The 12279-nt window shown below is 69.6% G+C and carries 10 protein-coding genes and 1 pseudogene; 8 read left to right on the forward strand and 3 right to left on the reverse strand.

What is annotated here, in order from left to right; genetic code table 11:
• Nucleotides 1-42: 42 nt before the first annotated feature.
• The 7 genes and pseudogenes from araA to ACZ6S4_RS18075 all read left to right on the forward strand — a co-directional run bounded on the left by araA (nucleotide 43) and on the right by ACZ6S4_RS18075 (nucleotide 7978).
• Nucleotides 43-1533, forward strand: a complete 1491-nt coding sequence (gene araA / locus ACZ6S4_RS18045; RefSeq protein WP_465476026.1) for an L-arabinose isomerase — start codon at nucleotides 43-45, stop codon at nucleotides 1531-1533.
• A 103-nt stretch (nucleotides 1534-1636) separates the two neighbouring features.
• Nucleotides 1637-2770 (forward strand): multiple monosaccharide ABC transporter substrate-binding protein, encoded by a 1134-nt coding sequence (gene chvE, locus ACZ6S4_RS18050; protein ID WP_465476027.1) that lies wholly within the window; start codon nucleotides 1637-1639, stop codon nucleotides 2768-2770.
• Between the two features lie 75 nt (nucleotides 2771-2845).
• Nucleotides 2846-4375, forward strand: coding sequence for a multiple monosaccharide ABC transporter ATP-binding protein (gene mmsA / locus ACZ6S4_RS18055; protein ID WP_465476028.1), 1530 nt, complete (start codon nucleotides 2846-2848; stop codon nucleotides 4373-4375).
• Between the two features lie 5 nt (nucleotides 4376-4380).
• On the forward strand, nucleotides 4381-5637 hold the full coding sequence (mmsB, locus tag ACZ6S4_RS18060; RefSeq protein WP_360822256.1) for a multiple monosaccharide ABC transporter permease: 1257 nt from the start codon (nucleotides 4381-4383) through the stop codon (nucleotides 5635-5637).
• A gap of 79 nt (nucleotides 5638-5716) precedes the next feature.
• Nucleotides 5717-6891 (forward strand): annotated as a pseudogene (locus ACZ6S4_RS18065) (endo-1,4-beta-xylanase).
• An 89-nt stretch (nucleotides 6892-6980) separates the two neighbouring features.
• On the forward strand, nucleotides 6981-7241 hold the full coding sequence (locus ACZ6S4_RS18070; protein ID WP_465476029.1) for a hypothetical protein: 261 nt from the start codon (nucleotides 6981-6983) through the stop codon (nucleotides 7239-7241).
• A 152-nt stretch (nucleotides 7242-7393) separates the two neighbouring features.
• Nucleotides 7394-7978 carry a DUF6082 family protein gene (locus tag ACZ6S4_RS18075; RefSeq protein WP_465476096.1) on the forward strand — a complete coding sequence of 195 codons (585 nt, stop codon included), beginning with the start codon at nucleotides 7394-7396 and terminating at the stop codon, nucleotides 7976-7978.
• 34 nt (nucleotides 7979-8012) lie between these two features.
• On the opposite strand, the gene ACZ6S4_RS18080 is transcribed toward ACZ6S4_RS18075, so the two are convergent.
• The 3 genes from ACZ6S4_RS18080 to ACZ6S4_RS18090 all read right to left on the reverse strand — a co-directional run bounded on the left by ACZ6S4_RS18080 (nucleotide 8013) and on the right by ACZ6S4_RS18090 (nucleotide 11114).
• A complete protein-coding gene (locus tag ACZ6S4_RS18080) occupies nucleotides 8013-8168 on the reverse strand; it encodes a DUF397 domain-containing protein (RefSeq protein WP_465476030.1) in 156 nt (51 codons plus the stop codon).
• A 145-nt stretch (nucleotides 8169-8313) separates the two neighbouring features.
• Entirely contained in the window at nucleotides 8314-9570 is a 1257-nt protein-coding gene (locus ACZ6S4_RS18085; RefSeq protein ID WP_465476031.1) for a DUF1501 domain-containing protein, read from the reverse strand.
• Between the two features lie 5 nt (nucleotides 9571-9575).
• The gene (locus tag ACZ6S4_RS18090; RefSeq protein WP_465476032.1) at nucleotides 9576-11114 is read right to left on the reverse strand and encodes a DUF1800 domain-containing protein; all 1539 of its coding nucleotides are present in this window, start codon (nucleotides 11112-11114) and stop codon (nucleotides 9576-9578) included.
• Between the two features lie 115 nt (nucleotides 11115-11229).
• On the opposite strand from ACZ6S4_RS18090, the gene ACZ6S4_RS18095 reads away from it, so the two are divergent.
• Entirely contained in the window at nucleotides 11230-12276 is a 1047-nt protein-coding gene (locus ACZ6S4_RS18095) for an ROK family protein (RefSeq protein ID WP_465476033.1), read from the forward strand.
• Nucleotides 12277-12279: the final 3 nt, after the last annotated feature.

The raw sequence follows: 12279 nt of genomic DNA on the forward strand, positions 1-12279 counted from the left end.
TCTCGACCGCCATCAGCACGCCTACGGACAGGAGTCCACCCGATGAAGCCGCAGATCTGGTTCCTCACCGGCAGCCAGCACCTCTACGGGCCCGAGACCCTGGACCAGGTCGCCTCCCAGTCGCAGCAGATCCAGCAGCTCCTGACGACCTCCGGGGGCATCTCGGCGGAGATCGTCAGCAAGCCGGTGCTCACCGACAGCGCGGCGATCCGGACGGTCATGCTGGAGGCCAACGCCGACCCGGCCTGCCTCGGCGTGATCGCCTGGATGCACACGTTCTCCCCGGCCAAGATGTGGATCACCGGGCTGGACGCGCTGCGCAAGCCGCTGCTGCACCTGCACACCCAGCTCAACCAGGCGCTGCCGTGGGCGTCCATCGACATGGACTTCATGAACCTCAACCAGGCCGCGCACGGCGACCGGGAGTTCGGCTACATCCAGACCCGGATCGGCGTGGCCCGCAAGACCGTCGCCGGGCACGCGGCCGACCCGTCCGTGGTGACCCGGATCGACGGCTGGGTGCGGGCCGCGGCGGGCGTGCAGCGCCTGCGCAGCCTGCGGCTGGCCCGCTTCGGCGACAACATGCGCGACGTGGCCGTCACCGAGGGCGACAAGGTCGAGGCCGAGCTGCGCTTCGGCGTCTCGGTCAACACGTACGGCGTGAACGACCTGGTCGCGGTGGTCGACGCGGTCCCGGACAGCGAGGTCGACGCGCTGGCGGCGGAGTACGCGGACGCGTACACGCTGGACCCGCAGCTGGTCCGCGGCGGTGACCGGCACGAGTCCCTGCGCTACGCGGCGCGGATCGAGGCCGGCCTGCGGCAGTTCCTCACCGAGGGCGGCTTCGGCGCCTTCACCACCAACTTCGAGGACCTGGGCGGGCTGCGCCAGCTGCCCGGCCTGGCCGTGCAGCGGCTGATGGCCGACGGCTACGGCTTCGGCGGCGAGGGCGACTGGAAGACCTCGGCGCTGCTCGCGGCGGTCAAGGCGATGGGTACGGGCACCGGCCGCGGCACCTCGTTCATGGAGGACTACACCTACCACTTCGGCCCGGGCGAGCAGAAGATCCTCGGCGCGCACATGCTCGAGGTCTGCCCGAGCATCGCCGCCGACCGGCCGTCCTGCGAGATCCACCCGCTGGGCATCGGCGGCCGGGAGGACCCGGTGCGGCTGGTCTTCGACGCCGCGCCCGGCCCCGGCGTGGTGATCGGCATGGCCGACCTCGGCGACCGGTTCCGGCTGGTGGCCAACACCATCGAGGTCACCGCGCCGGACGAGCCGCTGCCCAAGCTGCCGGTGGCCCGCGCGGTCTGGAAGCCGGCCCCGTCGCTGGCCACGTCGGCCGAGTCCTGGCTGACCGCCGGCGGGCCGCACCACACCGTGCTCACCCAGGCCGTCGGGGCAGAGCCGCTGCGCGACTTCGCCACGATGCTCAACACTGAACTTCTGCTGATCGACGAGAACACGACCACGCACGACTTCGCCGATCGGGTGCGTTGGAACCAGGCGTACTACCGGCAATACGCGCGGTAAGTACGTATCGCCTGCGTAACAACAGTGTCGAGAAATGTTTACTTATGATCGCACGTGCGGGAAAGTTGCCCGGTCGTGCGCCCACCATCGCAAGGAGAGAACGATGAAGTTGACCCGGCTCGCGTCAGTGGCCACGGCCATGACGCTTTCGGTGGCCCTGGCCGCCTGTGGCTCGAGTGAGAAGACGGCCGACTCGCAGGCCTCCGGTGCTGCCGACAACAGCGGCGCGCTGATCGGCGTGACCATGCCGACGCGTTCCTCCGAGCGGTGGATCGGTGACGGTGACAACCTCAAGAAGCAGCTCGAGTCCAAGGGCTACAAGGTCGACCTGCAGTACGCCGAGGACGACATCCCGACCCAGGTGAACCAGCTCGACAACCAGATCACCCGGGGCGCCAAGCTGCTCATCATCGCCTCGATCGACGGCACGGCGATCACCACGCAGCTGCAGAGCGCCAAGGAGAACAACATCCCGGTCATCGCCTACGACCGGCTGATCCGCAACAGCCCGAACGTGGACTACTACGCCACCTTCGACAACTTCAAGGTCGGCGTCCAGCAGGCGACCTCGCTGCTGGTCGGCCTGAAGCTGCTCAAGGAGGACGGCACCACCAAGGGCGACGCGAAGGGCCCGTTCAACATCGAGCTGTTCGCCGGCTCCCCGGACGACAACAACGCGACCTTCTTCTTCAACGGCGCGATGTCGGTCCTGAAGCCGTACATCGACAACAAGACGCTGGTGGTCAAGAGCGGCCAGACCGACTTCAAGACCGTCGCCATCCTGCGCTGGAAGCCGGCCGTCGCCCAGGACCGCATGGAGAACCTGCTGACCTCGACGTACAAGGGCGGCACCAAGGTCGACGGCGTGCTGTCGCCGTACGACGGCCTGAGCATCGGCATCCTCTCCGCGCTCAAGAGCAACGGCTACGGCACCGCCGGCCAGCCGTACCCGGTCGTCACCGGCCAGGACGCCGAGCAGGCGTCGGTCAAGTCGATCATCGCCGGTGAGCAGTTCGCCACCATCTACAAGGACACCCGCAAGCTGGCCGACACCACCGTGCAGATGGCCGACGCTGTTCTCAAGGGCCAGAAGCCCACGACGAACAACGACAAGGACTACGACAACGGTGTCAAGGTCGTCCCGGCCCAGCTGCTGGACTCGGTGATCATCTACAAGAGCAACTACAAGAAGGAGCTCGTCGACTCGGGCTACTACAAGGAGTCGGACCTCAAGTAATCCGTACCGGTGCCCGCCGCCCCACCCGGCGGCGGGCACCGCCTCCTTCGCGCGCGTGCGACCCTGGGGAGTTCCATGAGCGACACCATCCTGCGGATGCAGGACATCACCAAGACGTTTCCCGGGGTCAAAGCGCTCCAGGACGTCAATCTGACCGTACGTCGCGGCGAGATCCACGCGATCTGCGGCGAGAACGGCGCCGGCAAGTCCACCCTGATGAAGGTGCTGTCCGGGGTCTATCCGCACGGCTCCTACGACGGTGAGATCACCTTCGAGGGCGAGGAGTGCCGGTTCTCCGGCATCCGCGACAGCGAGCACCGCGGCATCGTCATCATCCACCAGGAGCTGGCGCTGGCCCCGCAGCTGTCCATCGCCGAGAACATCTTCCTCGGCAACGAGCAGGCCACCCGCGGCCTGATCGACTGGAACCGCACCAACCACGCCGCCGACCAGCTGCTGCGGCGGGTGGGCCTGCACGAGAGCCCGGTGACCCCGATCCTGGAGCTGGGCGTCGGCAAGCAGCAGCTCGTCGAGATCGCCAAGGCCCTGTCGAAGGAGGTCCGGCTGCTCATCCTCGACGAGCCGACCGCGGCGCTCAACGACGAGGACTCGGCGCACCTGCTCGGCCTGCTGCGCGGGCTGCGCGACGAGGGCATCACCTGCGTGATCATCTCGCACAAGCTCAACGAGGTCATGGCCATCGCCGACCGGGTGACCATCCTGCGCGACGGCCGCACGATCTCCACCCTGGACCTGGCGACCGACGAGGTCACCGAGGACAAGATCATCTCCGGCATGGTGGGCCGCGACCTCGACCACCGCTACCCGCCGCACGAGTCGCACGTGGGCGAGGAGGTGCTGCGGATCGAGGACTGGACCGTGCACAGCCCCACCCAGCACGGCCGGGTGGTGGTCAGCAACGCCAACCTGAGCCTGCGCCGCGGCGAGATCGTCGGGCTGGCCGGGCTGATGGGCGCCGGGCGCACCGAGCTGGCGATGAGCGTCTTCGGCCGCTCCTACGGCATCGGGATCTCCGGGCGGATCATCAAGGACGGCAAGGAGATCCACCTGCGCTCGGTGCGCGACGCGATCAACCACGGCATCGCGTACGCGACCGAGGACCGCAAGCGGTACGGCCTGAACCTCATCGAGGACATCAAGCGCAACATCTCCGCGGCCGCCCTGGGCAAGCTGGCCAAGCGCGGCTGGGTGGACGAGAACGAGGAGTTCAAGACCGCCGGCGCCTTCCGCAAGAGCATGAACATCAAGGCGCCGAGCGTGCTGAGCATCACCGGCAAGCTGTCCGGGGGCAACCAGCAGAAGGTCGTGCTGTCCAAGTGGATCTTCACGAACCCGGACGTGCTGATCCTCGACGAGCCCACCCGCGGCATCGACGTCGGCGCCAAGTACGAGATCTACACGATCATCAACCGGCTCGCCGACGAGGGCAAGGCGGTGCTGGTCATCTCCTCCGAGCTGCCCGAGCTGCTCGGCATCTGCGACCGGATCTACACGCTGTCGGCCGGCCGGATCACCGGTGAGGTGCCGCGGGCCGAGGCCACCCAGGAGAACCTGATGACGCTGATGACCAAGGGAACGGAGTAACCGCGATGTCTGTCGCACCCACCAACGCCGACTACGCGGTGGCCGAGTCACCGGCGGCGCCGGCCGGCCCGACGGGGGACTCACCCCGCCGGTACAACCTGAACCTGCGCCAGAGCGGCATCTACATCGCGTTCGCGCTGATCGTCGTGCTGTTCACCGTGCTCACCGGCGGCGACCTGCTGGCGCCGCAGAACATCAGCAACATCATCGTGCAGAACTCGTACATCCTGATCCTGGCGATCGGGATGATCCTGATCATCATCGCCGGGCACATCGACCTGTCCGCCGGCTCGGTGGTCGCGGTCTGCGGCGCGGTCGCGGCCGTCCTGATGGTCGAGCAGAACGTGCCCTGGCCGCTGGCGCTGCTCATCACGCTGGTCGTCGGTGGCCTCATCGGCGCCTGGCAGGGCTACTGGATCGCCTACTTCGGCATCCCGGCCTTCATCGTCACGCTGGCCGGCATGCTGCTGTTCCGCGCGCTGACCCTGACCATCCTGGGCAACCGCGGCATCGGCCCGTTCCCGGACGAGGTCCGCACGCTGTCGAACGGCTTCACCGAGGGCTACCTGGGCAACGTCGGTCTCGGCGCGCTCGGCGGCGCCGACCTGTTCAGCCTGCTGGTCGGCGTGATCGCGGTCGGCGGCATCGTCTTCACCCAGTGGCGCACCCGCTCGGCCCGCCAGCAGTACGGCCAGGTCGTCGACCCGCTGCCGCTGTTCATCGGCCGCATCGCGGTGGCCTCGTTCCTGGTCATCGCCGTCATCGTGCAGCTGGCCCGGTTCAAGAACCTGCCCTGGGTGCTGGTGCTGCTGGCGTTCCTGGTGCTGGCGTACTCGCTGCTGACCAACCGGGCGGTCTTCGGCCGGCAGATCTACGCGGTCGGCGGCAACCTGCAGGCCGCGACGCTGTCCGGCGTCAAGGTCAAGTCGGTCATCTTCTGGATCTTCGTCAACATGGGCGTGCTGGCCGCGCTGGCCGGCGTCATCTTCGCCGGCCGGCTCAACCAGGCGAACCCCACGGCGGGCGCCAACTTCGAACTCGACGCGATCGCGGCGGCCTTCATCGGCGGCGCGGCGGTCCAGGGCGGCGTCGGCAAGGTGGTCGGAGCCATCACCGGTGGCCTGATCATGGGTGTGATCAACAACGGCATGTCGCTGATCGGTGCCCAGAGCGAAACGGTACTGCTGGTCAAGGGCGCAGTCCTGCTCGCAGCAGTGGCCTTCGACGTCTGGAGCAAGCGCCGCGCCGGCGCTTCCCGTTAGGGAGGTTCCGGGCGACGGGTGATAGGGGAGAAACGGCGGCGGCCCTTGGGGGGACCGCCGCCGTTTCGCATGTCCGACGATGGCATTGAAACGCATCGTTCTCCGGAGGCCATCGTGGCAACCAGCCCTCCTGTCCACCCCGCCGGCGCACCCCGCCGCGGCAGCCACCCTCGGCGCGGCGGCGGCGCAGTCGGGCCGGTACTTCGGTACGGCGATCGCGGCCAACCGGCTCGGTGACTCGACGTACGCCACGATCGCCGGCCGCGAGTTCAACATGATCACCGCCGAGAACGAGATGAAGCCGGACGCGACGGAACCCCAGCGCGGCCAGTTCACCTTCAGCGCCGGCGACCAGATCTACAACTGGGCGACCCAGCGCGGCCTGAAGGTTCGCGGGCACACCCTGGCCTGGCATGCCCAGCAGCCGGGCTTCTGGGGCAGCCTCAGCGGCAGGGCGTCTACAACCTGATCCGCGACTTCAAGTCCCGCGGCGTGCCGATCGACTGCGTCGGCCTGCAGACCCACTTCATCGGCGGCAGCTCCCTGCCGGGCAACTTCCAGACGACGCTGTCGAGCTTCGCCGCGCTGGGCGTGGACGTGGCCCTGACCGAGGTCGATGTCACCAACTCGTCCACCTCGCAGTACGCCGGACTGACCCAGGCCTGCCTGAACGTGCCCCGCTGCGTCGGCATCACCGTCTGGGGCGTACGGGACAGCGACTCCTGACGCTCCAACGAGAACCCGCTGCTGTTCGACGGCGGCGGCAACAGGAAGGCCGCGTACACCTCGGTCCTCAACGCCCTGAACGCCGCCGGCCCGGTCACGCCGTCCTCGCCGACGTCAGGCCCCGGCTCCCCGACGCCCTCGACCCCGCCGGGTCCGGGAAACCGGATCCTCGGCACCCAGTCGGGCCGGTGCCTGGACGTATCGAACGCGACCCAGACCAACGGCACGCGGGTCCAGCTCTACGACTGCAACGGCGGCACCAACCAGGCATGGACCCTGACCTCGAGCAAGCAACTGACCGTGTACGGCAGCAGGTGCCTGGACGCGGCGGGCTCGGGCAACGGCTCGGCCGTACAGATCTACAGCTGCAACGGGCAGACCAACCAGCAGTGGAACGTCAACAGCAACGGCACCATCACGGGCGTGCAATCGGGCCGCTGCCTGGACGTCCGGGGCACCGGCAACGGCCAGCAGGTGCAGATCTACGACTGCAACAGCCAGGCGAACCCGCGGTTCAGCCTGAGCTGACCTGGCGAAGACGATCGCGGTGTGGCGGCAGCAACTTGCCGCCACACCGTTTCGCCGTCCGGCGTCCGGAAGTTTGGGACAGTGAACGCATGGTGCCCACGCTGATGCTGGTGGGCCTGGTGCTCGGCCGCTGGTGGCGTACGACCCTGGTGGCCGCCACGCTGGGCTGGCCCGTCCTGCTGCTCGCCGACGGCCTGATCGAACCGGGCTGGAACATCGCGGCGGCGGCGGGCCTGTCCGCGGCCAACACAGCCGCCGGCATCGTGGTCCACCAGGCGATCCGCTGGGCCGTACGACGCGCGACCACCCGGGACCAGCGCAACCACCCCGAGCGCGCGGCCCCCGAGTAGCTGTGGACGGGGCCTGCCATTCTGGTGACAAAAGTAAATGGACGGCTACGCCGCGTCTTGCTGGGGGTTGTGGTGACAGTGCTTGAACGTCGTCCCCGTGGGTTTCGCGGTTCCACCAAAATGCGGGCCGTCCCGGACTGCCGTGGGATCGCCTGGCCGACGTCGGGGATGCCTACGGCGGCGCTTCCGCTCTGTTGTCCGCGGTGGCCTTGTGCGGCGTCGGTGCGTCGCTGGTCTACCAGCAACGACAGCTCCGGCAGGAGATGGTGATGATCCGGCGCCAGCAGCACTTCGAGCTCGTGCGGCTGGGGATCGACGATGTCGAGCTGCTGCATGCGGTCGATGAGGAACTTGCCGAGTCCCCGGACGGCCGGCAACAGGCCTACCTCAATCTCATGACGAACTACTGGCATTCCATGTGGGAGCTCGGCGAAATCGACGATGAGGAGCTCCGGCAGTTGGCGTCGTCGCTCTTCCGCGGAGAACTGGGTCGTCGCTGGTGGGGCCGATACGGCGAGAGCTGGATCGGAACGCGGCGGCGGCCGGGCCGCCGCCGCTTCATCGACATGATGTCCGAGGTCTGTGCCGCGGAGGGTGTGGCCGCCGAGACTCGGACCGCCGCCGCTCCGCCGCGAACCGTGGATCGACACCAGGCCCTGGTCATGATGGCCACGGCCGTGATCGTCGCCGTGATCGTCGGTGTCAGATCTCTGCGGCTCCGGGCTACCGCTGACTGAGGTGGTCGGATTTCACGGCCGCGATGAAGTCGGTTCACGCCGATGATTTGAGGGTGAGCATCCCGCCGTGCGGGTTCTTGGAGTCGCGAACGTAGACGTCCCCGTCGAGCCCGAATGCCGTCTCGAGGCAATGGCTGGCGGCGGCCGATCGTGTGCTCTTGAACCAGTTCTTGCGCAGGGCGAGCGACATTGAGTCTCCATTCGGTAAAGGCAGAGGTCGGCCCCAACGGGTCAACGACCGAGATGGGGCGAGCGGCTCACCGTTCGGGACTTAATCACCCGAAAGGTCCGGTTCAGCCGGAACGCCATATTAGGACGGCACACCAGTCGACCAGTCAGCGGGCCGCAGCCAGGCCGAATCCGGCGGGGGTGACCTCCGGGAAGACTTCGGCCAGGGACCCGAAACCGCACCGCTTCTGCAGGATCTCGCCGATCACCGCGCGATAGTCCGTCGTCGCCGCCAGGTCGCCGGCGACCAGTGCGCCCGCCGACAGCCCCGGCCACGTGCCGTAGACCGTGCCGCCCCGGACCCCGCCGCCCATCAGCAGCATCGCGTTGCCGTGGCCGTGGTCGACCCCGCGGGACGCGTTCTCCGTCACGCGCCGGCCGAACTCGCTCACCGTCACCACGGTCACCGAGGCCATGCCGGCCGGGCCCAGGTCGGCTGCGAACGCCGCCAGCGCCGTGGAGGTTTCGAGCAGGTTGTCGTGCATGCGCTGGCCCTTGACCGCCGTGCCCAGGCCTTCGTGCATGTCCCAGTCGCCGGAGTCGACCGCCGCCGCGGCCAGGCCCACCTTCGCCTTGATCAGCCGGGCCACGTCCTTGAGGGCGTTGCCCAGGGGCGTGGCGGGGTAGGCCGCGCCGTTGGCCGGTGCGTACGCGGTGGCGCGTACCCCGGTGGTTGCCGCCAGGGCCGCGTCCGCCGCCAGGGCGGGACCGGCCAGCAGGCCGGGCGCGGTCGCGTACATCTTGCGCAGCGACGCCGCCATCGGGCGGTTCGCGCTCTCGCCGGCCAGCGTGAAGCCGTCGACCGAGGCCATCGACACGTCGGAGAAGGCGCCGCCGAACAGCCGGGCCGGCATCGCGTTGCCCATCGCCACCGCGGCGAGCGGGCCGGTAGCACCCGTCATCCCCAGCATCCGGTCCAGCCAGCCGCTGCGCAGGGACGTGCCCGCGGCCGCCCGTTCCATCTCTTCCATGGCCGCGAAGTGCGAGCGGGTCGGGTTCGGCTGGCCGACCGCGTGCACGGCGGCCAGGCTGCCGTTCTTCCACATCGGCAGCAGCGGGGCCAGGCCCGGGTGCAGGCCGAACATGCTGTTGCCGCCGATCGCCTGGCTCTTGGGCAGGGCGATCGTCGGGCGGGCCTTGTAGTAGTCCGGGTCGCCGATCGGGGCGATCGCCGACAGGCCGTCGAAGCCACCGCGCAGCGACAGCACCACGAGGGTGTCGCCGGTGTAGCCCTCGGCGGCGTACGCCAGCCGGGTGGACAGCCCCTCGCCGACCAGGCCGGCCAGCGCCCCGGCGGCGCCGGCGGCGAGGACGCCCCGGCGGGTGAGCAGCTTGTTCTCGTCGCAGCAGGCCTGTGCGGTCATGGCGGTCACCTCAGCTGGAAGGAGGGCGAGTCGAGGACGAGAGCGATCAGGTACGGCAGACTCCCGGCGACCGACTCCTTGCTGGTCAGAGAACTCGTCGGCAGCTTGCCCGCGACGCTTAGCACGGCGGCCACGTGATCGGCGGGCAGCGGGGTGCCGACCAGCCGCCGGGCCAGCGCGTCCACCAGCGCCCCGTACGTCTTGGGCAGCACCGGCACCAGGGACGTGAGCAGGTCGGCGGGACGGGTGAGCTGCCTGGGGTACCAGCCGGCCGCGAGGTTCAAGTGGCTGTTGCAGCGCATGAGGAACGCCGACGGCGACGCCCACGCGGCGGCCACGTCCGGGAAGCCGTTCGGCGGGCTCCAGCGGAACGGGGCGTTCCCGGCGTTGACCAGGTTGTTGTAGAGCGCGTCGAGCGCTTTCACGCCGGAGGTCTCCGGGCCCAGGCCGAGGGCGCGGACCGTGGCGGTCAGGTCCTCGAACGGCGTGCGCACCTTCTGTCCGATCGACGCGGCGAATTCCGGCGAGGTGAACAGGGCCCGCAGCACCGGCCCGATCGACGTGTCGTTGTCGAGGTACACCTTGGCCAGCTTCGCGACCAGGGTGGCCGGGGCCTCGTCGGCGACGAAGCGCAGGCAGAGCTTGGTGGCCAGCCGCTCGGCGGTGGCCGGGTGCTTGGCCAGGTAGTCGAGGAACGCCAGCGCGGCCGCCTCGCCGCCCTCGGCTGTCGCGTTCGCGTGGCTGAAGCCCAGGATCCGCACGGCGCCGGTCGCGTGCTTGGCCGCGGTGTAGGTGTAGGTCCCCGCGGTCGTCACGGTCAGGCCGGTGAGCAGCTTGGCGGCGGCCTGCACGTCGGCCTCGGTGTAGATCATGCCGACGGTGTGCAGCTCCATCAGCTCGCGCGCGTAGTTCTCGTTCGGCAGCGCCTTGGTCGACGACCGGTTGTCCAGGTACGTCAGCATCGCCGGGTGTCGGGCCGAGGCCTTGAGCATGTCCGCGAAGCGCCCGAAGGTGTACTTGCGGGTGACCGTCCGGTCGTAGTCGCCGCGGCTGTCCCAGACCCCGCTGGACGGCGCCGAGATGTGCAGGTGGTTGGCCCAGAAGGCGGCGGTGGTCTCGAACAGCTGCCGGTTGCTCCAGATCGCCCGGGCCACCGTGGCCCGGCCCAGCTGGCCGAACGCCTCGTACGAGTGCTTGGGCAGCTTGGCGCGTACCGTCGCGATGTCGGCACCGGCCAACGGCAGCCGGGTGAGCAGCGCGTCCAGCGCCGAGTCGTCGATCTTCGCCGGGTCGAGCTGGCGGTCCAGCCAGGCCGGCACGCCCAGCTTGGCCAGCTCGGCCAGGGCCGCCGGGGTCGGGCCGAAGGTGGCCCGGCGCAGCAGGTGCGCGAGCGGGTCGGCCGAGACGAGGTCGGTCGGCACGGTCGCCGCGGCGGCGGGCGCGGCCAGCGCCACGTCGAGGGCGAGGCCCCCGGCCGCGGTCACGGCGACGGCGGCGGCGCCACCGAGAACGGCGCGGCGGGTCGGCTCAGGCTTCGTCTGCATGCCAGGCCCTTCGGCGCGATCCGGCACCCGCCGCGCCGCCGCAACCGGACTCTCACCGCTCGCAATGCGCTTGCACCCGTCGCGTCCCGGCGTCCCGGCACGTACGCTCAGGGCTGTGGATCAGATCGATGCGGTACGGACCCCGGCGTCCTGGGTCGTGGTGGGTCTCGACAACGGCGGCACCTGCAACAACGCGACCGTCCTGGACGCGACGGGCCAGTTCCTGGTCGATCATCTGGTGGAGAATCCGAGCCTGGTCACCGAGGGCCCGGAGTCCGCGGTCGAGCAGCTCGCCGAGGCCTTCACCGGCATCCTCGCGCTGACCAGCACCCCGCGGACGCTGGTGCGCGCGGTCGGGCTGGACACCCCGGGCCCGGCCAGCGCCGACGGCGTCATCTCGTCGAAGGGCTCGACGAACTTCTCCCAGGTCTCCTGGCACGGCTTCGACATCCGCGGCGCCCTGCAGGCACGGATCGGCCTGCCGGTGGTCTACAACAACGACGCGAACGCGGCCGCGCTCTACGCCCACCACCGGCACTTCGGCGCCTCGGCCATGGAGAAGTCGTCCGTGGCGGCGATCGTCGGCACCGGCCTGGGCGGGGGAGTGGTCGAGCTCGGCAAGGTGGTCAGCGGTGCGGCCGGCATGGCGGGCGAGCTGGGCCACGTGCAGATTCCGCTGCACGGCGTGCTGGAGGAGGACCAGCCGGTGCCGGAGTGCAACTGCGGCTTCGCCGGCGACGTGGAGAGCATCGCGTCGCTGACCGGCATCGCGAAGAACCTGCTGCCGTACTGGCTGCGGCGGTTCCCGGACCACCCGCTGGCCGGGGAGCCGATCAGCCGGGCGGCCAAGCTGCTGCGCGGGTACGGCGAGAAGGAGGACCCGCTGGCCCTGGCGGTCTTCGAGCAGCAGGCCAAGGCGATCGGCAAGCTGTTCACCATCGCGGCCAACTTCACCGACCCGGCCGCGTACTTCCTGGGTGGCGGCGTGGTCGAGGCGGCGCCGCACTTCCGCCAGTGGTTCCTCAACACGGTTCGCGAGCACACCCAGCTGCGGGCCGAGCAGCAGGCCGCGGCGACCTTCGCCCTGGTGCCCGACCTCGACATGGCCGGGGCCCGGGGAGCGGCCGTCGCCGCGCTGGAGACCGTACGCCCGGTCGGCTGACCG

The sequence above is a fragment of the Actinoplanes sp. NPDC051405 genome (assembly GCF_055586185.1).